Genomic DNA, 23359 nt, shown 5'->3' with positions numbered 1-23359 from the left:
TCCAGTTTTGGCGATTGTTCGCGAGAAGTTCAGGTGTTTGATCTGGACCTTGGAAGAGCGCGGATGAAGTGGAATAAAGTGGCTGGTCCCGTTCGACTTTCTCGAAAGATGGAGGCGGGTCAGCCGACGCCGACCTCATCGTTATCTCGGTGGCCGGCCGTGGCCAGGATCCGTTCGATCAGCCATGCACCGGCGGGACCCGGTCTCCGGTCATGGCGGCGGATGATGTAGAAGCCGTACGAGCCGCCCGGATGGTCCGGCACGTCGAGCAGTCGCAGGCGTCCGCTCTCGAGATCCTCCTCGACCAGAGGAAGAGGCATGTTTCCCCACCCGATGCCCTCCCTGAGCAGCTGGTGCTTCGCGCCGAGATCGGCCAGCCGCCACGTGCGATCGCTCATCACAGCGAAGTCACGCCCCTGCGTCAGTGGCGACCGGTCGCTGAGGACCAGCTGGACATGATCGCGGGCGGCGCCGGGGCTGATCCGTCCGGAAGCAAGCGTGTGTCCGGGCGCGGCCACGGGTACCATCGTCACCTCGCCGGCGTGCAGTGCAGCCAGTTCACTGTGATCCGTCGCGAGCGGGCCCGACACGCCGAGGTCGGCTCTGCCCGACAGGACGAGGTCAGCCACTCCGCCTAGCGCCTCGACATGAAGTCTGAGACGTACCGTCGGGTAGTTCGCGGCGAGATCGCGCAGAAGCGATCCCAGCCTCGCGGGAGGAAGAAGCACGTCGACAGCGAGGACCAGCTCCGCTTCGAGACCGTTGATCAGTCCTCTGGCCATCGCCCGAAGCGCGTCCATCCCGATCGTGACTGCGCGCGCCTCTGCCATGATCGCACGACCGTCGCTCGTCAGCTGCAGCCGCTTCGAGGCGTCACGTTCGAACAGGGCAAGGCCGAGCTGAGCCTCGAGGCTGTCGACACCGTAGCTCACCACGGAGACCGCCCTGCCAAGCCGCCGTCCTGCTCCGGCGAGACTGCCGGCCTCGGCCACGGCGAGGAAGATCCTCAGCGAGTCGAACGATGGCGTTCCAGGCTCGCTCACTGGAAACATACCAGCGCGCGCCAGACCGCCGACGCGCATTGCTGCGCCTTAGGACAAGCCTCGGGTTCGTCGTGGGGTGGGCGCGCCGTCATGACATAGGAATGGCGGTACGCTCCTGCGGCCGACAATCAGACCTGAGGATGACGCGCCTACGATCCGCCCGCTGGCTTGCATCGGTGACGACCTCGAACAGCCTGGCGGCTGAAACGGCAAAAGCCTCAGGCACGGATTCGGACAATCTTAGCGCTAACACGACTTGAAGCGGGGCCACGACGCCTGCTTGACCGGTTTGCCCGATCTGTCACATCCCCGACCTGCTGATACCGATAACAGAGCGGAGTCGCTCGGGGAGGAGGGCGGCATGGCCTTGAAGATAGGATGTGGCGTGGCGTCGTGTGCGGCAGTCGCGCTGCTGTCGCTCACGGTGCCGGTACTCGCGCAGACCGCCGGCAACGTGAGGGAGGCGCTGCCGCCCCCGACCGGCCTCGCGCCCTATTTCGTGCCGGTGACCGGCGGACCGGCGAAGCCCGGTGCGGACGGCTTCGTGCAGCGTTGGCTGCTGCTCGAGCCGCTCGTCGAGCCCAATCGCACCAACGCCGGCTTCACCCCCAGCTACGTGCGCGGGAAGCTCGCGCTCGGGCGCTATCCCGGCCGCACCGACCGGCTGCCCCGCGATGGCGAGGTGGCCCCGGCACCGGACCGGCCGCGCTGGCACGCGCTCGACGCCGCGCCGTTCGACGTCAAATTGTTTAAGTTCGCACAGGGGCTCGGCAAGCCGACCTATGGCGTGATCTTCTGGGCGGTGACGGTCATCGACAGCCCGCGCGACTATGACGACGTGCGACTGGCGGTCGGCTCCAACTCGGCGTCGCGCTGGTGGCTCAACGGCGCGGAGGCAGTGGGGCTCTACGGCGACCGGCGCATGGTGAGTGACGACGTCGTCTCCGCGCCGCTGCGGCTGCGCCGCGGCCGCAACCTGCTGCGCGGCGCGGTGATCAACGGGCCGGGCATGAGCGACTTCTGCCTGCGGTTCCTCGACTCGGCCGGACAGCCGCTGCGCGACATCACGGTGGACGTACGATGAGGAAGACCCTGCTCCGCACCGCCACGGCGCTCGCGCTCGCCGTCGCACCCTTCGCCTCGGTCGACGCGCAGCTCGCCGGCGAGCCATTCATCCATGATCCCTCGACCGTCACCTACTCGGACGGGCGCTGGTGGACCTTCGGCACGCGCGGGGGCGGGCTCGTCTCCGACGATGGCTGGACCTGGCACAGCGGCGGCGAGCGTCCCGGCGGCGGCGTCGCGCCGGACGTGGTCAAGATCGGCGATCGGTTCTATGTCGCCTATGCCGTCGGCGGCGGCGGAATGAACGGCGGCCACGCGAGCCAGGTCAAGGTCATGTGGACCCGCTCGCTCGATCCGAAGTCGCCAGTCTTCGGCTATCACGAGGTCGGTGTCGTCGCGCAGACCGACGGCATCGAGCTCGCCGACGCGATCGATCCCGCCTTCCTCTACGCCGAGGGGCGGCTTTGGCTGAGCTATGGCACCTATTTCGGCTTCATCCGCATGGTCGAACTGGACCCGCGCAGCGGCGCGCGACTGCCGGGCAACCAGCCCGTCGACGTCGCAATCGACATGGAGGCGACCGCGCTGCTGCATCGCGACGGCTGGTATTACCTGCTCGGCACGCACGGCACCTGCTGCGACGGGCCGAACTCCTCCTACAACATCCGCGTCGGTCGCGCGCGCCAGCCGACCGGACCCTTCGTCGATCAAATGGGCGTGCCGCTGCTGATGGGCGGGGGCAAGCTCGTCGTGGCGGGGCGGGGGCGTGTCTATGGTCCCGGGCATTTCGGGCTGATCGACCTCGGCGACGGCGTCGAGAAGTTCTCGATGCACTATGAGGCCGACATGGACCGCAGCGGGCGGAGCGTGCTCGGCATCCAGCCGCTACGCTGGCAGGACGGCTGGCCGATCGCGGGCGAGAATGTCACGCCGGGCACCTATGAGATCCAGTCGGAGCGCGCCGGCACCGCGCTGCAACTCGCCGTCGACCCGGTGCGGATCGCGTTCGACCCCCGGCGCAGCTTCATGGCGAAGCCGAGCGACCCGGTCGCGCCCATCGCCAACCAGACGCTGGACGAGAGCCGCGCGACCTGGCCGGTGGGCGAGATCGAGGTCGATCTCGGCGACTATCTGATCCGCCCGCAGCAGCAGTGGACCGTCATGCCCGTCGAGGGTGCAGGCGGCGCCATGGGAGCACCTTATTACCGCATCGCGGTGGCAGGCACCGAGCGGGTGCTCGCGGTCGCGCCCGGCGACCGGCTGCAGGCCGTGCCACGCTTCACAGGCGCGCCCGAGCAGTTGTGGCGGATCGACCAGCTCACCGACGGCAGCTACCGCATCATGCCGCGGCAGCAGCGGGACGCTCGTGCGCCACTGGCGCTGGTAGCGATCGGCCGCAGCACTCCTGCGCTCGTGCACTTAGATCCGGCCGGCCACGCGGGCCGCTGGAGCTTCCGCGCGCCATGAGGCAGCACCGATCGACGCGCCGTCTCACGACAGGCATGCAACCACGCGAAGAGCAATGTCGTGATGGTCGAGAGTGCTCGTAGCGTGACGAACACGTCCACGAAGGACGTAGACGGGCGAGACTTCTCCGCGACGGTATGCAGGGAGGCTGCCAGGGCGACCTAGGCCGTTGCACGTGGTACCGACCAGAAGCAGGCGGTCAAGCCGGGAGCTCAGTAGAGGGCAGGGCGAACTGCATCGAGGCTGCCGTCCCCGAACCCGTCGCAGTCCTTTTCGGAGCAGACGCGTGCGCGCGACACTACTCCGCCCGGGTTTGTACGGATACACGCAGGACCCAGGCGTGATCCTGTGGTATGATCAGGGTTCGATCACGGAGGCTTGATGTGTCCGAGCCGGCTGGCCACAACGTATACAGCGAACCATACCGCCGCTTGGTAACCCGGCTCGGAGAGGTCGAGCTCATCGCCAGCCGCACGACATCGGAGATGATCGGACGATGCGGTACCGTCAGCGCCCCGCGCGACGAGACCTTCGGCTTCGCATATCAGCTTGCGCCGATGGGCGGCGACGAGTTCTGGAACGATGACGGCTACATGCGGCTACCGGCCATCGACCGCGGCAGCATCCATATCGCCGACATGAGGGCCGGCGGCACCGTACGCTTCGCCGATACCGGCTTCGATTCCCTCAACGTCGGCGTGCCGATGGGCGCGCTGCGCGAGATCGCGGAACGGAGCGGTTCGATCGCGGCCCGGGAACTACGCGTCCCGGATCCTTGGATCACTCAGGACCCCTTCATCAAGAGCTTCGAGCCGGCGCTTCTATACGCGCTGGAAGAGGGCTCCGGCATGGGCTCGCTGACGGCGGAGCACCTAATCCTCAGCCTGTTGTACCATCTGGCGATTACGTACGGAGGCATGTCGCCTGGACGAGGCGCGATCGTCGGCGCACTCGCCCCCGAGAAGCTGAGGATGGCACAGGCGCTCCTGATGGACGAAATCGGTCCGGTCACCTCCCTTGCCGAGCTGGCGAGGGTCTGCGACCTGTCCCCGAGCCACTTCTCCCGTGCTTTCAAGCGCGCCACGGGGAAGTCACCGTCCGCATGGCTCGCTCAGCAGCGGGTCGCCCGGGCGAAGGATCTTCTGCTGCGGGGCGAGCTGTCGCTGACCGACATCGCCTACAGGTGCGGCTTCGCCGACCAGAGCCACTTCACCCGTTCCTTCTCGCGCAGCGTCGGCCTTCCGCCGGGAAGCTGGAGACGGCTGCGGCGGTGAACTCGAACGTTCCGGAGACCGGCGAAGGAAGGCTGCGTCTCCCTTTCGCCGGTCCGCGCCGCTCAGAACTTGAAGCTGGCGCCCGCCCGGAACACTCGGCCGATGACACCTGCGTAGTGCCAGGTCGGCAGATAGTTGGTGCCCGAGTAGGAGGCCGGTGCGATCGGCGCGCGCTCGTTCGTGACGTTGTTGACGTTCACGAAGAACGTATAGCTGTCGTTGATCTTCACAGACGCGTTCAGATCGGCGTAGATGAAACGCTTGATGTAACAGGCGTCGTCGCCGGTGCCGTAGAGGTTCTGCCCGCAGGAAAGATCGATGTTGCCGGCATCGTCGGGATCGACCTCGTCGGCCGCGACGGACTTGATGCGCGACACGTAGTACGCCGTCGCCGTCACCGAGAACGCGCCGAACTCGAGCGTGTTCTGCCAGTTGCCCCGCCAGCGCGGGGTCCCGGCGCCCGACGACAGCTCGTACGGACCAAGCGTCCCGACATACCGGCGGATCGCGCCGTCGCCGAAGTCCACGTCGAACTTGTCGACGTAGTTGGCGTCAAGACGGCTGATGAAGCGGATGTCGTCCGTGATCGGCGCACGGATCGTTGCGGAGAAGTCGAGGCCCTGCGTCTTGAAGTAGCCTGAGTTCACGTAAGGGCCGTTGATGACCAGCACGCGAGGCAGGGCGTTCGGAAACAGCGGATCCGGCGCGTCGACGATCGCGGCGGTGTAGCCCTCCGGCAGCGGCTGACCCGCAAAGTAGGCGGCGCGTGCCGCGCCGGCGTTCGGGCCGGCGACGATAACGTCCTTCTTCTTAACGTTGTAGAAGTCGACGGTGAAGCTGAACCAGCGCACCGGCTCGACCACGATCCCGGCCGTGAAGCTGCGCGAGGTCTCCGGCTTAAGGTCCGGATTGCCAGAGAAGCCGCCGCCGACCGAGTAGGCCTGTGCGTAGGGATTGGTGTTCCCCGCGGTGATCAGCCCGCCGTGCGCCTGCTGGAAGCTGGCAGGCGGCGTGTAGGTCACGAAGCCGGGATAGCTCGAGCGCGGGTTGCTTTCGGCGAAGGTCGGCGCGCGGAAGCCCTCCGAGTAGGTGCCGCGGATCAGCAGCTGCCGTACCGGCGTGAACGTCGCGCCGATCTTCGGTGAGAAGTGGCTGAAGCCCTCCGAGTAGTGGTCGTAGCGGCCGGCGGCGTTGATGCGCAGCTTGTCGACAACAGGTGCGTCCAGCTCGAAGTAGGCCGCTGAGACGGTGTGCCGGCCGAAGGCGGCCGCGGTGTTGGCGTAGTTCACCAGGTCGGGGTTGAGGCCGGGATAGTTCAGCGTCTCGCGCCGCACCTGACCTCCGACCGCGGCCTGGAGCGGGCCGCCCGGGAGATCGAACAGCTTCGTCGAGACCGACCCATCCAGAGAGGCGAGCGAAGTGTAGCCCCGGGCCACGAGATCCGGCGACACGGCAGCGCGGACCGCCTGGCTGTTCTGCTCCGGGTTCACGAAGTTGTAGGCGCCCGTGGCCACGGCCTGCCGCAGACCTGCAATGTTGAGGACGCCGTAGCTCTCGAAGTTGATGTTGTCCCGCGCCCCGACGGCCTCGACCCGCCAGTTCGTGTCATCGCCGATCCGGCCGTTGAGGCCAATCGCGCCCCGGATCAGCTCGTTGCCGCGCCTTGAGCCGACTGGAATATCGCCGAAGCGGTAGTAGATGCGTGCCGCATTGCCCTCAGCGGCGAACGGGTTGTTTGGGTTGAGCCGGCCATCGGTCGCCGTAGAGCAGTTCACGCCTGCCGAGCAGACGTAGACCGGCAGCACGATCCCGGGATTGAGCGACGAGGTGGTGGGAGAGGCGCCGTAGGGCTGCTGCAGCCGGATCGCTGCGGGCGTGCCCAGGATGTTGACCTGGCTGTGCGAGTACGAGCCCAGCGCGTAGGCCTCGATCGCGTCGTTCAGGCGGACGCTCAGGCGGCTCGTGAACGAGTAGCGCTCCTGCTCGGGCTGGACCTGCGCGTAGTCTGTGGTGAGGTCCCGGGCGCAGCCGATCCCCCGGTTGGTGCCGGTGCTCACCGTGTAGGTGGCGCCGGGACAGTTCGCGTTCAGAAGCTGGTAGTTGTAGAACGCGGAGCCGTCCGCCTGGCTTCCGCTACGGACGAGCGTTCCGCCGGCGAAAGGGTTGTTGGGATCGTTGGCGTTTGCCCGCACCACCACGGCGTTTGTCGTGGCGGTCACCAGCGAGCTGTCTGCGGTGTTGTTGTCCAGCAGACCGATCGAGCTGAGATCGGTGGTGTTGAAGGGGAAGCCGACGTCGCGGACGGATACGGCACCGTCGCGCTGGTATTCGCCGTTGACGTAGACGTTCCAGCCCTTCTCCTCGTAGTCGCCGTATCCGACGGTGAGGTTGGCACGGTAGCGCGAAGCATAGCCCTTCTCGCCGATGCCGCCCTCGACAGTGCCGTCAACCCCCTGGAACTGCTTGCGCAGGATGATGTTGACCACGCCGCCGATCGCGTCGGCGCCGTAGGTGCTCGAGGCGCCGTCCTTGAGCACGTCGACGCGCTCGACGACGCTGAACGGGATCGAGTTCAGGTCGACGTAGGAGTTGTGGCCGTCGTCGTTGAGCGGGAAGTTTGTCGAGCGTAGCCCGTCGATCAGCACCAGCGTCGAGGAGACGCCCAGACCGCGCAGCGAGACCGCCGAGCCGCCCGCCGAGAAGCCGCCTTGGAAGCCGGTCGGGATTGAGCCGGCGCTGTCGGCCGACACCGAGCGGATCGCCTCGTTGATGCTCGTCACGCCGCCTCTGGCGAGCGTCTCCGCGGTAAGCGTCGTGACCGGCGAGGGCGTCTCGGTGCTGGTGCGGAAGAGCGTTCCGGTGACGACCACGTCGCCGCCGGCCTCCTGCGTCGTCGCGGCAGCGCTCGGCGTGCTCGGATCGGTGGTCTGCTGCCGGATGTCCTGATCGGCAGGGGTCGACGGTGCCGACAAGGATCCGGTCTGGGTACTCGTCGAATCCTGAGCCCACGCCGAAGGCGCGAAGGCGAACAGGCCGGTGGTGGCAAGCAGAGCCGCGCGCAGAATCTTGCGATCAGCGTTCAACAGTGTTCCCCTTTCCATGGCTGCTTCTTTGGCGACCATGTCGCGCGAAGCTATGTTTCATATCACCGTCCGAACGGTGTCGGGCGGGTACGTTGCTGATGTGTGTCCTGATTAAGACGCGTTGTAAAGCAACTTTATAAAGCGAGTATCCCGCGGTCCGGCACAGGCAAGCCATTTCGGTTCATTTTGGATGAAGCCGTCCTGACGTGGATGCGATCGGAAGATGCTGCGGTGCCGGGAGACGACGTCGGGATCGCAACCGCCTAGGTGCGGCGATCGCTGCCTGTAATCAGCCGACGGTGCTCACAAGCCGCGATCCTTGTCTACGAAGGCGCCTTTCTGTACGCGCTCATCTACGCCTCGTTCTTGTTCGTCGCCCTTGCGGAAGAGGGCCGGAGCAGGAAGGCTGCTTGAGGGGAAGGTACGCATCTTCGGCTGCTCGGGTACATCGGCTCGAACTCACGGTCGCGCTCGGCGCGAGCAGACCCGCTGCGGGGAAAGCCACCAGTCGCAACGTCCGCTACCTCCAGATCACAGGCGAGAACCTCGAGAGACAATGGCTACGGGCGGAGCGCCATCAGCAATCATACTCACGTATGGAAGGTTTGAGCCGTGTCGCGGCGTCCGCGCGCAGGCGGTGATCCTCTGCCAAGATGGGCGGGCGATCGGTCGCAGGCGGCTTGGAGTTTCGCCGCGAACGTCACGGCGAGATGCGATGGGTCAGACCTGGAGACTGGTGTCAGCTGTCAGCTGGTCCGGACGACTAAGTCCTATCAGCTCGGTCGCAGTCCGCGGGCGATAGCCTCGCCTCTCGGCGTCACGACCTGGCTGAGCCTCGCCAGTACCAAGGACAGGTTCACGTCGCCCTTCACGGTGCAATCCCGCCGAGCGGTTTGAGGCAAAACTGAGCAATTACGTTCAATAATCGGACGAGGAGGGCTGATAGGGTTCCAGCGCTGAACGGGGCTTTCCACTGCCGAGATAGGATCCTGCCTGGCCGTGGATGACATCCAGGTCGGGTAGAGAAGCCGGGAGCGCGAGGGATGGTCGACCCTTGGGTATGCGGCCGGTCCAAGAAGTCGTGAAGATCCAGACAGTATCTCGACCGCTGCGCTAGGCCTCACCTGAATGAACAAGTGAAACAGATGGCACTATCCTGTTCCGACGTGGACACCGACATCGTTCGCCTGATCGCGCGCGACATCGAGGGACTTTCCGACGGCGACCAAATAGCAGCGAAGGCGCTTGCGGCGCTCGGGTCCTGGATCGGCGCCGACGCGGCCGGGTACATGATGCTCGACGTCACGACGGGCGATGTCCTCGAGAAGAGCCGCTGGGGAAGGGCACTGGCAGATGGGCCATGGCGCGTAAGGGCGTTCGGCACCTCCGTTGCCGTCCTGCAGGCCGCATCGTCCACGCTCGTCAACGACCGTCATCACCCCGACGGTCTCTTCGGCAGCCAGGACTCCGCCTATGGAAGCGACGTCGAAGCCTTCGCCGTCGTGCCCGTTCTCGAGCAAGGCAAGGTCGTCGCGTTCGTATATGTGCAGAGCGCCGCACCCCAGGACTGGACGGACGCCGAGCTCGGCGTAGCCGCTTCGGTGGCCGAACTCATCCGATCGGCCCTTGCGGACGTTCGTTCCGAGCGCAGGCAGCGCGAGGCGCACGAGCCGCAGATGAACATCGTCGAGGCGATACCCACCATGGCGTGGCTCGCTGACGAGCAGGGCATGGTTTACTGGCACAACCGCGCCGTGTTCACCTATGCCGGGATCACCGAGGAGGAACTCGACGGCGTCGGATATCAGAAGATCTTCCACCCGGACGACATGCCGGCGGCCATGGAGGCATGGTACGCGGCGCTGGCCGCCGGAACCGGGCACGAAAGCACGTTTCGCATCCTGCGCGCCGACGGCGTGTACCGGTGGTTTCTGTGTCGCAGCAGTCCCATCCGGAACGAGCAGGGCAAGATCGTCCGCTACGTCGGTACGACGACCGACATCCATGATCAGCGGTGCGCGGAGGAGGAGCTCGCACGCCTCAATCGCGATCTCGAACGTGAAGTGCAGCAACGTACTCAGGAACGCGACCTCATCTGGAAGACGTCCAGCGATTTATTCACCGTCACGACGCCCGATCTCTCCGTGTTCCGGGTCAATCCCGCCTGGACGGAGATGCTCGGCTGGACCGACTCCGATATCCTGTCCATGAAGGCAGAAGCCTTCATCCATCCGAACGACAGGGCGGCGACGTTCGAGTGGCTCCAGATGCTTAAGGCTGATGGGGACCGATCCCGCTTCGAGAACCGTCTCATGTGCAAGAACGGCGATCATGTCTGGATCTCTTGGATCATCACGCGCTTCGACGGCACGAACTACGGAACCGGACACAATATCACTGCGCTTCGAACCCAGTCGAAGGCGCAGCAGGATCTGGCACATGCGAGCCGGATCGCGATGCTGGGTGAACTGACGGCCTCGATCGCGCACGAAGTAAGTCAGCCGCTTGCCGCCATCGCCACCAACGCCAACGCCGGCAAGCGATGGCTGAAGAGGCCCGAGACCGGGCTCCCGGAGGTCGCGGGAGCGCTGGATCGTATTAGCGGTGAGGCCCGGCGCGCTTCCGAGATCATCTCCCGGGTCAGGTCCATGGCGAATCGTCAGGATACGGCTCGCGATCGCGTGGACATCGCTGGTCTCCTCACCGAGTCAGCTCTGCTTCTGCGCCCGCAGCTTCGAACCCTGGCGGTGTCGCTCGACATCGATACGTCGGCGGCACTGCCGGAAGTCATGGCGGATCGCGTGCAGATCCAGCAGGTGCTGGTGAACCTCCTGCTCAATGCCGGGCAGGCAATGGCTCAGGCAGAGGCGCGGGAGCGGCGTACCCGGGTCACAACTGCCGTCGAAGGCGATCTGGTCCGCATATCCGTCGAAGACACCGGCCCCGGCGTACCAGAGGATGTAAGACAGCGTCTGTTCGATCCCTTCTTCTCCACCAAGCCGGACGGGATGGGTATCGGGCTCTCCATATCAAAGTCCATCGCAGAGGCCCACGGCGGAACACTGATGCTCGATCCGGGCTGTACAAGCGGTGCGCGCTTTCTCCTGACCTTGCCGAGCCTGTAACATCCCCGTAGACGCCGGAAGCTTCGTCTCAACAGAGATGGAGGCCTCGTGAGGTTCTGCGCGAGGCACTGATACGATCGGGGATCGCTGGCGCGGATCATCGCGCCTGCGAAGTCGGGTAGCCGTCGTCGGTCGGTCCGGCAGGTCCTCGCTGATGAGACGCCTTCCAGTCCATGGCCGCGCGGACGCGCCGCTCGATGCTGGGGTGATCATAGAACAGCGCCTCCTCGAGCGGCGTCGGGCTGGGAGCGCGATATCCCGCAGTGGCGACGAGTCCTCGTGCCGCACCGTCGGGCTCTCCGGCGAGATCGAGACCATAGGCGTCTGCACGCGTCTCGATACCGCGCTGCACCGCGAGAACGACCGGCAGCGTCACGAGCGAGAAGAGGATCGCGAACGCGGAGAAGACTGGCAGCCCAACGGGATCGGAGATCGCGGGCGGCGCGGCCGGCCGCATCGTTCTCGCGAGCGCGGGGAAGCATCGATCGGCCAGGAAGAGGCCGACGAAGACGATCGCCGCCACGGCTAGGCCGAGCTTCATGGGGTCGGCCTCGACATAGTGTCCCAGCTCGTGCGCGACGACGGCCCTGAGCGCATGGGCGTCAAGCGGGTCTCTGAGGACGGCTCGGCTCAGCGAAATCGTGCGCAGCGGGCCCACCCCGCTCACGTTGGCGGTGTAGAAGTCGGGGTGGTCCGGATCGTCGAAGACCTTGATGTCCGCCCCCCGCACGCGAGCGGCGTCGGCAAGTGCCTGGACCTCGGCGCGGACGCGGCCCGCGGGAAGCTCCCTGTAGCTCGATGACGTCGGAAGAACTGCGGGAACGATGGCGATCGTGACGAAGCCGACGAGGCCCGCCACCGTCGCCCCCAGTATCCACCATTTACGCCCCGTTCTGCGGATCAGCCAGTAGAGAACGCCCGCCAGAAGCCCCGTGAAAACGGCGTTGACGAGTTCCTGGCCGACAGTCGCTCCGATCCATTCCGGCAGCGACTGCCGAAGCTGCCCGAACCGGCTTTCCGTGTACCATCCCGCGTAGACCTCGTACGGAGAGAGGATCAGCCATCGACATGCGAGGAAGGCGACGGTGCACGCGAACGCCGTGATGAAGGGCCGCGGCGTCGTGCGCGACATGCGGGCGGAGATGCGGTCCAGAATGCCCAGGCGAAGGATCAGCAGGCAGGCGGCCAGGGTAAGGATCTTCGAGCCCGCGTAGAGCCAGTGCTGCGCATGCGTGTACGCGACCGCCTGCGCCAGCGCCTGCGGGGGAATGGCGGACAGGTATCTCGCCGTGGCGACAGCTGCTTCCGTTGAAGGCACTTGCGTTCCTCGTTCGTGGACAGGTCCGCCGATGATCGCAGACGCGACGCGTCGACCTGTATCGTTTCCGCGGCGGCCTTTTGATGTCGGCTCGCCGCTCCTCGCTCAAGCGATGCGCTGATCCCGGGACGTCGAGAGCGCGCACCATCCGCTCAGGACCATGACTGCGATGGCGGCGAGAGCGACGACTGGAACCGCCGCAGAAGCGCTTCCGGAAAGGCTGCAGATCGCCATGGCGGCAAACAGGCCCGACACGCCCACGGAAGCGACGAGAAGCCTCTGTGGATAGGTCTGGCTGTGGGATGGGCGGAGTGTCTGCATCGATCGTCTCCCGAGAACGATCTGTCTCTGATCGCATCGCCGGACGGCCGACATCAGACGACGGGTGCGGAGCACCATACCTGAGTATGCTGTGAAGTTTCCGGCAAGTCCGACCGGGATCGCTCCGCGACCCTGGCGACGGCCATGGCAGCGTTCCCCGAGTGCGCTGCGTCACGTGCCCCGGCGGGATGACGCGCGATCCGAGCATGGTGGCTGTCGGGCACACTTGCCGGTTACGCGATCATCCCTGCGTATAGTCGGTGTTGACGAGCGGGGAGCCGCCGACCACCCTGTCATGCACCATGGTTGAAAAGAAGAACGCATCCGCTGACGACGAGCCCGCCGTCCACATCGTCGACGACGATGCGGGGCTGCGCGAGGCGATCGACGGTCTGTTCAGATCGGTCGGGTATCGCACCTACACCTTCGGCTCCGCCGCCGACTTCCTGAGCTCTGGTCGTAGCCGCAGCGCGGGCTGCCTCGTGCTCGACGTGAGGCTGCCCGGGCTGAGCGGTCTCGACCTGCAGGATCAGCTCGCGGCCGCCGACGTCACGATGCCGGTGATCCTGATGACGGGTCACGGGGACATCCCGATGAGCGTGCGCGGCATGAAGGCCGGCGCCATCGACTTCCTGCCCAAGCCGTTCCGCGAGCAGGACATGCTCGACGCGGTCGCATCCGCTCTCGCCAAGGACGCGGCGACAAGACAGGAGCGCCGCCACGACGAGGATCTTCGCGGTCGCGCGGACAGCCTGACGACGCGGGAACGCGAGGTGCTCTCCCGCGTGGCGAAAGGCCTTATGAACAAGCAGATCGCCTTCGAGCTCGACCTGAGCGAGATCACGGTCAAGATCCATCGCGGCACCGGCATGAAGAAGCTCGGCGCCCGCAATCTGGCCGAATTCGTGACGATGGCGCAGGACCTGAAGCTAGAGGCCTGATGCGGGTAGACGCAGGCGTTCGGCGTGCCGGACCACGGGGTGGCGCCAAGGGTCCCTTGTCTTCGAGCCGGTGGAGTATGACCCCATCGCACGGCTTCGCCATGCAGGTCGAGGCGATGGGACCTGGAGGCGATGCAATCCGATGCGGCTTCAACCCTTTCTGACAGGCGAGCTCGACGGCTGGAGCCGGCTGCTACCCGACGAATGGGTTCGGTTTCTAGGCGACGTCCAGCTGAACTTCGCCGGCATTTTTCCCAGGATCTCTCCCTGGCAGGTCAGTCCTACCTAACACCACCAGTTCGCCGGTACGAAGCCGGGTTGGGCAAAGCCGCCATCTTCCGGGCCTTCTCGGAGGTGCCGCCGCCGAGCGTCAGGGTCGTCGTGGTCGGTCAGGACCCCTATCCAGCTCCTCGCCGCGCAACGGGCGGTCTTTCGAGGACGAACTGTTCGAAGGATGGGACGGCTACATCGCGCCCAGTCTTCGTCGACTACGGAGAGCGGCCGTCGCCTCACGCCTCGGCAACCCCGAGCTGTTAGGTGAGGCCTCGCTTCCCTGGTCCGAGTTTAAGGAGGCGCGCGAAAGGGATGATCCGCTGAATGCGGAGACGATGAAGGAATGGTTCGATCGGGTGGCGAGCCAAGGTGTGCTGTTCGCCAACGCCGCCCTGACGCTCACGATACACCTGGGGAAGGATAGGGTCCGTGCCCGCGACGGACATCTCGCCATGTGGCGGCCGTTCATGCGGCGCCTGCACGAGCGCCTCGCGGCGCGGGAGGGCGGACCTCCCGTTTACCTGCTTCTAGGCCACTTCGCTCGAGACGAGCTTGCCGTTCACATTGATGGGTCGAGGACGCTGGCGACCCTCAGGAGAAATGGCCGGATCGTCGAGAGGCCTCACCCGAGAAGAGCTGCCTTCATGGAGTCGAACGCGCTGGACGCCGTCAACCGCGTACTCGCCGGTCCTTTGATCACCTGGTGACTGGCCCAGCAGCCTGAGATCGGCGGTATGGCAGAGCCGACCAGGCGCAGGTGCAACTCGAACGGAGTGAATCTGCCGATCACGGTCAGCTGCTCATACGTCGGCATGACGACCAGACCTTCAGGTCTGATTCCTCGACTAACGCGCGGACCCGAAAAGGACGGGGAGGGGCTGTTCCGCCGCCGTCAGGAGCTTCGACATGGACGCATCACGTCGCGACCTACTGGGGAGCGGGCTGCTTGGCGGACTGGGCATGGCTGGAGCGCTGGCGGGGCTCGGGCGCTCGGAGGCGAGCGCCGAGACCCAGGCTCCCGTCTCGGTGCCGCCGCTACCCGGCGTGTCGCTGCGACGGACGAGGCGCGACGGAGTAGATCTGGGGTACGTGGTCGCCGGACGTGGGCCCGCGATGGTTCTCCTCCATGGCTGGCCGTTCACCTGGTACACCTGGCACAGGGTGCTTCCGACGCTTGCCCGCAACTTTACGGTGATCGCGCCAGACATGCGCGGGATCGGCATGAGCCAGAAGCCGTTCGGCGGGTACGACGTGCTCAATCTCGCGTCGGACGTAGCAGCGATACTTACGGCCGAAGGCTTCACCGAGGCGAACGTGCTTGGTCACGACCTCGGCGTCGGGGTGGCATTCCAGCTTGCCGCACGCCACTCCGGCCTGGTCCGCAGGCTCGTCCTGACCGAAAGCATCGTGCTCGGTGCGCCGCAGGCCGAGATGTTTATGAATACGCCGCCGTGGTGGGTCGCATGGCACAACGTACCTGACCTGCCCGAGCATGTCGTCGCTGGGAGCGAGGGTTGCTATCTCGACTGGTTCTACCGCAACCTGACCTTCAAGCGGGCTGGGATCAGCCGCACCGCCCGCGATCAGCATGTTGCCGCCTACACGGGGCCGGCGGCTCTCAGGGGCGGCTTCGAGCACTACAGAGCGTTTCCACTTACGACCGAGCAGGGCCGTGAAGCGTCCCAGCATAGGCTTGCGATGCCCGTCCTCGCCCTGGGCGGAGACCTAGTGGGTGACGTCCTCCATCGGCAGATGACCGCCGTCGCGGACAAGGTGCAGGGTGGTCGGATCGCGAATTGCGGCCATGTCATTCAGGAGGAAAGACCGGACGAGCTTCTCGCCCGTCTTCGGGCCTTTCTGTGATCACGTCGCAGGCAGAGGACGAGCTCGTCCTCCCACCAGGGTCAGGCCAGGTCGGCGCGGAAGCGCTCGGCGAACCGCTCGCTTCTGAAGCGGTCCGTCAGAAAGTCGATGAAGACGCGAACTTTGAGGGGCTGATGGGTCCTTCCGCGGTGATAAAGGTATATGCTGCCTGCATCGGCGAACCAGTCCGGGAGCACCCGCACCAAAGCGCCGCTCTCGAGGTGATGGAGGACATCCGGAACCGCAAGGAGCGCTATGCCGAGTCCCCGCAGCGCCGCGTCGCACATGGGCGCCGGATCGCTCATGACCACCGCTTCGCGCAGAAGCGCATTCTCCTCCTCGCCGCTGCCGTTCCGCATGGCCCAGTGTCCCACGCGCCCAGAGTTGGACGATCTCATGACGATGCCGTCAAGACTCTCGAGATCCGCCGGTCGCTCGGGCGACTTCCTGCCTGCAAGGTAGCCGGGCGAGGAGACCGCGACGATATGTGCCGGTCCGAGCGTGAGGGCCACCGTACCGGCACTGAGAGGAATGCCGCCGCCGATGGCCGCATCGAAGCCGTCGGCGACGAGATCCACCCTGCGACTGTCGAAGTGCCAATCCGGACGTACGCCGGGAAACCTCGCGAGAAACTCGGGCAGGATCGGAAGCACGTACTGGATGCCGAAGGACGGGCTCATGCTCACCTTCAGCACGCCTGCTGCCTGCCCCTGTGTCCTCGCGGCGTCCGCAATGGCGTTCTGAAGCGCCTCGAGGCTTCCGCCCATGCCTGCAAGAAAGGCGTCGCCTGCCTCGGTGAGGGTCAGCTTGCGCGTCGATCGATGAAACAGTCGCGTGCCCAGATTCCTCTCCAGGGTCGCCACGTTCCGGCTGACCGCTGCAGGGGTCAGCGAAAGACGACGCGCAGCCGCCGAGAAGCTGCCCGTCTCCGCGCTTCGAGCGAACGCCTCGAGATTGGCAAGCGACTCCATACCGTCGAGCTTCTTCAAGCAAACGTTGAAAGTGCAACAAGGTATAGCTGGCTTATCCGCGGGTAATCAATCGCGCATATGCCCTTTGTCAATTGAAGCCACGGAGATTGGAATGACCGACACGAACCTTCCGCTCGCAGGCAAGGTAGCACTCGTCACCGGCGGATCGCGTTCCATCGGAGCCGCGATCGCGAAGCGCCTCGCCGCGGACGGCGCCTCAGTGGCGCTGACCTACAGCTCGTCCCCCGATCGCGCGGCGCAGGTCGTTTCGGAGATCGAGCAGTCAGGCGGGACCGCGCTCGCGATCGAAGCCGACGCCGGGTCGCCCGCGGCGGTGCGGGCAGCGGTCGCGCGGACGGTGGAGACGCTCGGTGCGCTGGACATCCTCGTGAACAACGCAGGCATCGCCCTCAACGCGCCCATCGAGGACTACAAGTTCGAGGACTACGAGCGGATGCTGGCAGTCAACGTCACCGGCGTGTTCGTCGCCACGCAGGAGGCGGCGCGCCATATGAAGGCGGGCGGTCGCATCGTCCACATCGGATCCTCGATGACGCGCTACGCGGCCTGGGGCGCCTGCTCGGTCTACACGCTCACGAAAGGTGCCGTCGCTGGCTTCAACCGCAGCCTCGTCCGCGACCTCGGGCCCAAGGGCATCACGGTCAACACCGTGCACCCCGGACCGACGGACACCGACATGAACCCCAAGGACGGGCCGTACTCGGAAGCGCTGAACGGTCTGATCGCCCTCGGCCGGTACGGCGAGAGCCGCGAGATCGCCAGCGTGGTCGCCTTCCTCGCCCGCGAGGACGCCTCGTTCGTCACCGGGGCCGAGATCATCGCGGACGGCGGCCTGACGGCCTGATGCCCTGCGGCTCAGAGAGAAAGAAAGGACAGCGGACATGAGTATCGGCATCATCGGCGCCGGCAACATCGGCTCGGCAGTCGCCACGGCGCTTTCGAGGAGCGGCATCGACGCCGTCATCGCCAACCGTAGCGGACCGGCAAGTCTGGCTCCGCTCGTCGCGAGACTTGGAGCGAAGATCGTTGCGGGCACGGTCGCGGACGCGGCCTCGCAGGACCTCGTCATCGTGGCGGTGCCTTGGTCTAAGATCCCAGGCGCGCTGAGCGGCCTCGACCTCGCCGGCAGGACGGTGGTGGATGCCAACAACTCCATCGAGGCGCCCCTCTTCCAGCCGGTCGATCTGGGCGGGCGTACCTCGAGCGAGGTCTTTGCAGACCTCGTCCCCGGGGCCCATGTGGTCAAGGCGTTCAACCACCTGCAGCCTCAGCTGCTCTCGGGCGACCCGCACGCCGAGGGAGGCGACCGCGTCCTCTTCTACTCGGGCGATCATGCCGGAGCCAAGTCTGCCGTGTCGTCGCTGATCGGTCGGCTGGGTTTCTTCGGCGTCGACCTCGGCTCGCTCGCGGTCGGCAGCCGCCTGGTCCAGTTCCCAGGCGGTCCACTCCCCGCTCTGAACCTCGTCAGGTTCGGGTGATCGCTCCTGAAGTCTGAAGGGCAGGTTCGATGCAGATGGTTTCGCAGCAGGGCGCTTCGGCCCAGAGGTCGGCTTCGTGGCTGGCCGTGGGATCGCTGGCGGTGGGCGCGTTCGCGCTCGTCACCAGCGAGTTCCTTCCCGTAGGGCTGCTGCCCCAGATCGCGGAGGACCTGGGCGTGACCACCGGTCAGGCCGGACTGATGGTGACGATGCCCGGCTTCCTCGCCGCCGTGGCGGCGCCGCTCAGCATCGTCCTGGCGGGCAGCGTCGACCGACGCCGGGTACTGATCGGGCTTCTCGCCCTGCTTCTCGCCTCCAATCTGGTCGTCGCGACCGCAGGGGGTCTCCCGCAGTTGATCTTCGGACGCGTGCTGCTCGGCGTGGCGGTGGGTAGCTTCTGGACGATAGCCGGCTCGCTCGGACCTCGACTGAGGCCGGGGGCGGAGGGGATCAGGGCGAGCGCCCTGATCCTGTCCGGCGTGTCGATCGGCACCGTTGCGGGAGTTCCCGCCGGAGCGCTTCTCGGCAACCTGTTCGGATGGAGGGTGGCGTTCGAGGCGGGCGGGGCACTCGCCGCCGCCGCGATGCTTGCTGTCCTGATCAACCTCCCTTCGGTCGCTCCGGGAGCGCCGGGCAAACTTTCCGACTTTCCGACGATACTGCGCAGGCCGGCCTCCAGAATCGGGCTGTGCGCCGCCGTGCTCGTGTTCGTGGGTCAGTTCGCTGCCTATACGTACGTCGCGCCATTCCTGAAGGACCGGACGGGCATCGAGGGCACGCTGCTCAGCGCCGTGCTGCTCGCGAACGGAGCTGCGGGCTTCTTCGGCAACGTGATCGGTGGCTGGCTTGCGGCGCGCAGCCCGAGGGTCGCGGTCATCTGGATGGGCGTGATTCTGGGAGGATCGGTGCTCGCGCTAGCGCTCTTCGGTAGCTCGCCGGTCGCAGCCGCCGGCGCGGTCATCGTCTGGGGGTTCGGCTTCGGCCTGCTCCCGATCTCGATGCAGAGCTACCTCTTCGCGACTGCCGAGGACAGGGTCGAGGGAATGCAGGCGCTCTTCACCACTGTAGCCCAGGCCGCTATCGGAGCGGGAGCGCTCGTCGGCGGCGCATTGGTCGATCACGTGGGGATTGATGGCGCGCTCCTGGTCGGAGCGGTAGCGGCATTATCGACGGCGATGCTCATGGCATTGTGGCGGACCGGTTCGGGGCCGCAGCCGATCTGACGGGTGCTGCAGCTTCATGGACAGTAGATGCTCCGGCGGGGGGCGGGGCACCAAGATCGACCGTCGTCCACCGGCTTCTGCGGCAGATCAGCAACAGAAGTCGGGTCATCATCTGATCTGGGTGAGTTCCCACTGTGCGATGTCGCGGGGCATGAGCGTTCTATGCATCACGCGCCTGCGGGTGAAATACTGACGGCACGCGGCGGGGCGGCTTGCCCGCCCCGCCCGAACCGGCGAGGATCGCACGATTGAACTCACCCACCGCGTCGCAACGCTCGACGATCTTGACGCCATCCGCGTCGTCGTGCGCCGCGCGATCGAGCAGCTGCAGTCCGACTTCCTCACGCCCGAGCAGATCGCGGCCAGCCACCAGGTGATTGGCGTGGACACGCAGCTGCTGCGTGACGGCACCTACATCCTTCTCCTCGCGGGTGACCGGATAACCGGCTGCGGCGGGCGGAGCTACCGTCGGACGCTGTTCGGCGGCGACGCCAGCGTGTTCGCGCGCGAGCCGGGGGAGCTGGATCCATCGATCGATGCGGCGCGCATCCGGGCGATGTACACCGACCCTGATTTTATCCGTCGCGGCATCGGCCGACGCGTGCTGGAGCTGTGCGAGCGTGCAGCCTGCGATGCTGGGTTCCGGCGAACGGAGATGATGGCAACGATGGCGGGCGAGCCGCTTTACCGCTCGTGCGGCTATGTCCGGCTGGACGAGCCGATCGCGGCAGAGGCTGGCGACGCGGCCGTTCCACTCGTCAGGATGGGCAAGGCGCTCCACGGCTGACGCGAGAACTCTGGTCGCTCGCAGCCCCGCCACGGTCCCGCCGCTCACGTCCTCGAAGGTGCGTGGCCATAACGTCAACCGGTGGCAGAACCAGCTGGACGTTTCCGAATATGGCGGCGAGGTCGGTATCCTCTGCACGGATCAGTCAGAAGCCGCCTACGCCGCGTTCAGAACCTGAAGTTGGCGGCAGCGCCAGCCATGCGGATTACCCTCGCAGGCCCCGTCTCCCGGATGAACCCACCTGGCACGAAGGCGCTGAGCTGGGCCGAGAGGTTCAGTTCCGGCGTTGCCTGCCAGGCGATCCCGAACTCGGCCTGCTTGCCGATGAAGCGCGCTGACGCGTCCTGTCCGCTCCTCACGAGAAAACCCGGAATGTTGTAGATCCCGTCCCGGCGGCTCTCCCTCCAGTAGGCGACGCCGGTCAGCGACACCGCCACCGCTCGCATGGGATGAATCGCGACGGAGGGCCGCAGGTGGATCAGATTGCGGGGACCGACCGGAGTGAGAGCGCCGAAGTACTTGCCTCGCGGGAAGAGGGGATTGAGCGTCTGTAGCGAACCGTCGTCCGGATCGTGATCGCCCGATGCGACGTCTGTCGTAAGCGTCAGCTCCGGCATGAGGGGTGCATGCGGGAAGCGCCGGCCGATCTCGCCGCCGATGCCCCACGCGCGCACCGGCCTTCGGACAAACCTGCCGCGCTGGATCACTCCCTCGAGGTTCCAGAACCATGCTCCCGTGTCTCCGAACACGCGCGTGCCGAAGGTATGTGCGATTTCGCGGCCCGTGCCCTGGTCGAAGACGGCGCGGCGATCCCTGTAGCCGAGATAGAACAGGTCGAAGCCGACGCGGTGGCCATCGTCGAGCCACCGCGTTCCGTACGCCCCCCATGTCGCCCGCTGCCGCGACGTGTGGTCGTTGAAGTCGCCAGGGATAGTGTCGACGGGTCTGAGATAGAGCAACGTGAGCTGAGCCCGCCGCCCGGTCGCAGTCGTGCTCACCCCGTCGAACGGCAGCGGCACGCCAGGACCGTACCGGTCGTCGATGAAGCGTCCCGCACCCAGACTGACGAGGCGACGTCCTGCGGCGACCGACAGCCTCGTGTCGCCAGGCAGTTCCAGCGCGGCTTCCGCGAACGCCTGCGAGATGTCCGCGCCGGTCGTGTCGACGGGGCGCCTAGGCGCGTCGCCACCGGAAATTGCGGAGAGGATCGGCTGTGCGAAGACCCGGAAGCCGCCGAGGTGCAGGTCGGCGTACGGCATGAGCCGGTGCCAGACGTAGCCCTGGTCGGGCGCCGAGCCCCAGTTGGTGTTCTCGTATCCCTCGTAGCGGGAGCGGGCCTCGAGACCCGTGGTGAGATAGTCCGAGCCGGAGTTGTCCAAGGCAATGTACTTGGCCTTTTCAGTCCAGCGGCCGGTTCGGCGCTCCGGATCGGCGAGCACCGACCAGTCCTCGTCGTAGCGCTCCACGGTCAGCGTCGGCGGACGCGACGGATCCGTCGTCTGCGCGCACGCGGGCATGGCAGCAAGATGAAGTGCTGCCTGGCACAGCGCCGCTGGCGCGAGCCTCATGACAGGCGTAGTCCGCCTCGTTCGTCTGCCGGTAGTCATGCGCCGCCTCGGTCGTCAGTTGTGGATGGTACTGTCTCGCCTGGCTCCCAGACCATTATACGCGCGGCTGGGAGCGTGCCGGTCCGGCCGCGGCAGTCGGCCGGGAGGGCCGCGCAGCCGCATTCGGCTATACGCCGGGATAGTACGAGGAGCCGCGCGGCTGATTGGTCCTCGAGACGCTCCGACTAGATCCTTAGCGACAAGGATCAGGAGGGTGGCGATGCACGATGAAGGCTTTTCCAGACGCGAGATCGTCGCCGGCGGCGTCGCGGCGGCCGTTCTGTCGGCGGAGGCGGGTGTTGCCGGTGCAGTGCAGGCAGCTTCGCCCTCGGCCGACATCAGGCCGTTCAGGATCGAAGTGCCAGAGGCCGATCTCGAGGACCTGCGGCGTCGGCTCCGCCGCACGCGGTGGCCGGACAGGGAGGTGGTCGACGATCTCTCGCAAGGGGTGCCCCTCGCGCGCATGCGGGTCCTCGTGGACCATTGGCAGGACCGCTACGACTGGCGGAAGGTCGAACGTCGGATCAACTCGTATCCCCAGTTCATGACGAATATCGACGGCGTCGACATCCACTTCCTCCACATCCGCTCCAAGCACGCCGACGCGCTGCCGCTCGTCATGACGCATGGCTGGCCGGGCTCCATCGTCGAGATGCTGAAGGTCATCGGTCCGCTGACCGATCCAACCGCGTACGGAGGAAAGGCGTCGGACGCGTTCCATCTCGTCCTGCCGAGCATCCCCGGCTTCGGCTTCTCGGGCAAGCCGACGGAGAAGGGCTGGGGGCGCAAACGCATCGCGAGGGCCTGGGCGACCCTCATGAGCCGGCTGGGCTACGGGAGGTACGTGGCACAGGGCGGCGACTGGGGATCGATCATCTCCCAGACCATGGCCCAGCAGGCGCCAAGGGGATTGGTCGCAATCCACGTCAACATGCCGGCGACCAGGCCGAAGCAGCTCCCGGCGACGATGACCGCCGAGGAGACCGCCGCGGCAAGGCAGATCGACGCGTTCTTCGCGAGCGGCTCCGCCTACGCGCTGATGATGTTCACGCGGCCGCAGACGCTTGGCTACGCCCTCGCCGACTCGCCGGCTGGGCAGGCCGCGTGGATCTACGACAAGTTCATCGCATGGACCGACAGCGGCGGAGTGCCGGAACGCGTTCTCACCGCCGACGAGATGCTCGACGACATCATGTTCTACTGGCTCGCCGACCCGTCGGCGTCCTCGGGGCGGATGTACTTCGAGAATCCCGGGATCAGCTACGACCAGTTCGGCGGCATCGACATCCCTGTCGCGGTCAGCATCTTCCCGGCTGAGATCTACCAGGCGCCACGAAGCTGGTGCGAACAGGCGTTTCCGAAGCTGAGCTACTACAACCGCGTCGCCCGGGGCGGCCACTTCGCGGCGTTCGAGCAGCCGGAGATCTTCGTGCAAGAGGTCCGGGCCGGCTTCCGGCAGTTCCGTCGCGCCGCATGACGCCCGCCGCAGCATGCGTCAG

The 23359-nt window shown here is 66.2% G+C and carries 18 protein-coding genes; 12 read left to right on the top strand and 6 right to left on the bottom strand.

The features are described 5' to 3' along the window. Positions 1 to 119: 119 nt before the first annotated feature. A complete protein-coding gene (locus tag ACMGDM_RS17250) occupies positions 120 to 1043 on the bottom strand; it encodes a LysR family transcriptional regulator (protein ID WP_436805372.1) in 924 nt (307 codons plus the stop codon). Positions 1044 to 1404: 361 nt separating this feature from the next. Here ACMGDM_RS17250 and ACMGDM_RS17245 point away from each other — a divergent pair, with 361 nt between their 5' ends. The 3 genes from ACMGDM_RS17245 (at position 1405) to ACMGDM_RS17235 (ending at position 4849) form a co-directional block, all read left to right on the top strand. Next, complete coding sequence (locus ACMGDM_RS17245) at positions 1405 to 2127, top strand: acetylxylan esterase (protein WP_436805363.1); 723 nt, start codon at positions 1405 to 1407, stop codon at positions 2125 to 2127. Beyond that, positions 2124 to 3575 carry a family 43 glycosylhydrolase gene (locus ACMGDM_RS17240; RefSeq protein WP_436805362.1) on the top strand — a complete coding sequence of 484 codons (1452 nt, stop codon included), beginning with the start codon at positions 2124 to 2126 and terminating at the stop codon, positions 3573 to 3575. The genes ACMGDM_RS17245 and ACMGDM_RS17240 overlap by 4 nt, the downstream gene beginning before the upstream one ends. A gap of 383 nt (positions 3576 to 3958) precedes the next feature. After that, entirely contained in the window at positions 3959 to 4849 is an 891-nt protein-coding gene (locus tag ACMGDM_RS17235; RefSeq protein WP_436805361.1) for a helix-turn-helix domain-containing protein, read from the top strand. A 62-nt stretch (positions 4850 to 4911) separates the two neighbouring features. Here ACMGDM_RS17235 and ACMGDM_RS17230 read toward each other — a convergent pair whose 3' ends face one another. Further along, positions 4912 to 7971, bottom strand: a complete 3060-nt coding sequence (locus ACMGDM_RS17230) for a TonB-dependent receptor domain-containing protein (RefSeq protein WP_436805360.1) — start codon at positions 7969 to 7971, stop codon at positions 4912 to 4914. A gap of 1127 nt (positions 7972 to 9098) precedes the next feature. On the opposite strand from ACMGDM_RS17230, the gene ACMGDM_RS17225 reads away from it, so the two are divergent. Continuing rightward, on the top strand, positions 9099 to 11057 hold the full coding sequence (locus ACMGDM_RS17225; protein WP_436805359.1) for a PAS domain-containing protein: 1959 nt from the start codon (positions 9099 to 9101) through the stop codon (positions 11055 to 11057). Positions 11058 to 11154: 97 nt separating this feature from the next. Here the strand turns inward: ACMGDM_RS17225 and ACMGDM_RS17220 are convergent, their stop codons facing one another. Next, positions 11155 to 12375 carry a M48 family metalloprotease gene (locus tag ACMGDM_RS17220; RefSeq protein WP_436805358.1) on the bottom strand — a complete coding sequence of 407 codons (1221 nt, stop codon included), beginning with the start codon at positions 12373 to 12375 and terminating at the stop codon, positions 11155 to 11157. A gap of 105 nt (positions 12376 to 12480) precedes the next feature. Beyond that, a complete protein-coding gene (locus ACMGDM_RS17215) occupies positions 12481 to 12696 on the bottom strand; it encodes a hypothetical protein (protein WP_436805357.1) in 216 nt (71 codons plus the stop codon). A 263-nt stretch (positions 12697 to 12959) separates the two neighbouring features. Here ACMGDM_RS17215 and ACMGDM_RS17210 point away from each other — a divergent pair, with 263 nt between their 5' ends. From ACMGDM_RS17210 to ACMGDM_RS17200, 3 genes are all read left to right on the top strand, one after another. Continuing rightward, the gene (locus ACMGDM_RS17210) at positions 12960 to 13637 is read left to right on the top strand and encodes a response regulator transcription factor (protein WP_436805356.1); all 678 of its coding nucleotides are present in this window, start codon (positions 12960 to 12962) and stop codon (positions 13635 to 13637) included. A gap of 608 nt (positions 13638 to 14245) precedes the next feature. Continuing rightward, positions 14246 to 14617 (top strand): uracil-DNA glycosylase family protein, encoded by a 372-nt coding sequence (locus ACMGDM_RS17205; RefSeq protein ID WP_436805355.1) that lies wholly within the window; start codon positions 14246 to 14248, stop codon positions 14615 to 14617. A 199-nt stretch (positions 14618 to 14816) separates the two neighbouring features. Further along, on the top strand, positions 14817 to 15773 hold the full coding sequence (locus ACMGDM_RS17200; protein WP_436805354.1) for an alpha/beta fold hydrolase: 957 nt from the start codon (positions 14817 to 14819) through the stop codon (positions 15771 to 15773). A 41-nt stretch (positions 15774 to 15814) separates the two neighbouring features. Here ACMGDM_RS17200 and ACMGDM_RS17195 read toward each other — a convergent pair whose 3' ends face one another. Then, positions 15815 to 16762, bottom strand: coding sequence for a LysR family transcriptional regulator (locus ACMGDM_RS17195; RefSeq protein ID WP_436805353.1), 948 nt, complete (start codon positions 16760 to 16762; stop codon positions 15815 to 15817). Positions 16763 to 16856: 94 nt separating this feature from the next. Here ACMGDM_RS17195 and ACMGDM_RS17190 point away from each other — a divergent pair, with 94 nt between their 5' ends. The 4 genes from ACMGDM_RS17190 to ACMGDM_RS17175 all read left to right on the top strand — a co-directional run bounded on the left by ACMGDM_RS17190 (position 16857) and on the right by ACMGDM_RS17175 (position 20253). Then, entirely contained in the window at positions 16857 to 17609 is a 753-nt protein-coding gene (locus tag ACMGDM_RS17190; protein ID WP_436805352.1) for a 3-oxoacyl-ACP reductase family protein, read from the top strand. 37 nt (positions 17610 to 17646) lie between these two features. After that, the gene (locus ACMGDM_RS17185) at positions 17647 to 18243 is read left to right on the top strand and encodes an NADPH-dependent F420 reductase (RefSeq protein ID WP_436805351.1); all 597 of its coding nucleotides are present in this window, start codon (positions 17647 to 17649) and stop codon (positions 18241 to 18243) included. A 29-nt stretch (positions 18244 to 18272) separates the two neighbouring features. Further along, positions 18273 to 19466: an MFS transporter gene (locus tag ACMGDM_RS17180; RefSeq protein WP_436805350.1), complete on the top strand. Its 1194-nt coding sequence runs from the start codon at positions 18273 to 18275 to the stop codon at positions 19464 to 19466. Positions 19467 to 19770: 304 nt separating this feature from the next. Beyond that, positions 19771 to 20253: a GNAT family N-acetyltransferase gene (locus ACMGDM_RS17175; protein WP_436805349.1), complete on the top strand. Its 483-nt coding sequence runs from the start codon at positions 19771 to 19773 to the stop codon at positions 20251 to 20253. Positions 20254 to 20420: 167 nt separating this feature from the next. Here ACMGDM_RS17175 and ACMGDM_RS17170 read toward each other — a convergent pair whose 3' ends face one another. Further along, on the bottom strand, positions 20421 to 21821 hold the full coding sequence (locus tag ACMGDM_RS17170; RefSeq protein ID WP_436805348.1) for an alginate export family protein: 1401 nt from the start codon (positions 21819 to 21821) through the stop codon (positions 20421 to 20423). A gap of 259 nt (positions 21822 to 22080) precedes the next feature. On the opposite strand from ACMGDM_RS17170, the gene ACMGDM_RS17165 reads away from it, so the two are divergent. Continuing rightward, the gene (locus tag ACMGDM_RS17165) at positions 22081 to 23337 is read left to right on the top strand and encodes an epoxide hydrolase family protein (RefSeq protein ID WP_436805347.1); all 1257 of its coding nucleotides are present in this window, start codon (positions 22081 to 22083) and stop codon (positions 23335 to 23337) included. Positions 23338 to 23359: the final 22 nt, after the last annotated feature.

The sequence above is a fragment of the Sphingomonas larreae genome (assembly GCF_051400595.1).
Taxonomy (GTDB): domain Bacteria; phylum Pseudomonadota; class Alphaproteobacteria; order Sphingomonadales; family Sphingomonadaceae; genus Sphingomonas.
The sequence above is the reverse complement of the archived record's forward strand: the minus strand, read 5'-3'. Positions and strand labels throughout refer to the sequence as shown.

Bases quoted from the DNA above. Each gene is read 5' to 3' on its own strand.
- ACMGDM_RS17245 (WP_436805363.1), top strand. From the start codon at position 1,405: ATGGCCTTGAAGATAGGATGTGGCGTGGCGTCGTGTGCGGCAGTCGCG.
- ACMGDM_RS17240 (WP_436805362.1), top strand. From the start codon at position 2,124: ATGAGGAAGACCCTGCTCCGCACCGCCACGGCGCTCGCGCTCGCCGTC.
- ACMGDM_RS17230 (WP_436805360.1), bottom strand. From the start codon at position 7,971: ATGGTCGCCAAAGAAGCAGCCATGGAAAGGGGAACACTGTTGAACGCT.
- ACMGDM_RS17215 (WP_436805357.1), bottom strand. From the start codon at position 12,696: ATGCAGACACTCCGCCCATCCCACAGCCAGACCTATCCACAGAGGCTT.
- ACMGDM_RS17205 (WP_436805355.1), top strand. From the start codon at position 14,246: ATGAAGGAATGGTTCGATCGGGTGGCGAGCCAAGGTGTGCTGTTCGCC.
- ACMGDM_RS17200 (WP_436805354.1), top strand. From the start codon at position 14,817: ATGGACGCATCACGTCGCGACCTACTGGGGAGCGGGCTGCTTGGCGGA.
- ACMGDM_RS17190 (WP_436805352.1), top strand. From the start codon at position 16,857: ATGACCGACACGAACCTTCCGCTCGCAGGCAAGGTAGCACTCGTCACC.
- ACMGDM_RS17185 (WP_436805351.1), top strand. From the start codon at position 17,647: ATGAGTATCGGCATCATCGGCGCCGGCAACATCGGCTCGGCAGTCGCC.
- ACMGDM_RS17180 (WP_436805350.1), top strand. From the start codon at position 18,273: ATGCAGATGGTTTCGCAGCAGGGCGCTTCGGCCCAGAGGTCGGCTTCG.
- ACMGDM_RS17170 (WP_436805348.1), bottom strand. From the start codon at position 21,821: ATGAGGCTCGCGCCAGCGGCGCTGTGCCAGGCAGCACTTCATCTTGCT.
- ACMGDM_RS17165 (WP_436805347.1), top strand. From the start codon at position 22,081: ATGCACGATGAAGGCTTTTCCAGACGCGAGATCGTCGCCGGCGGCGTC.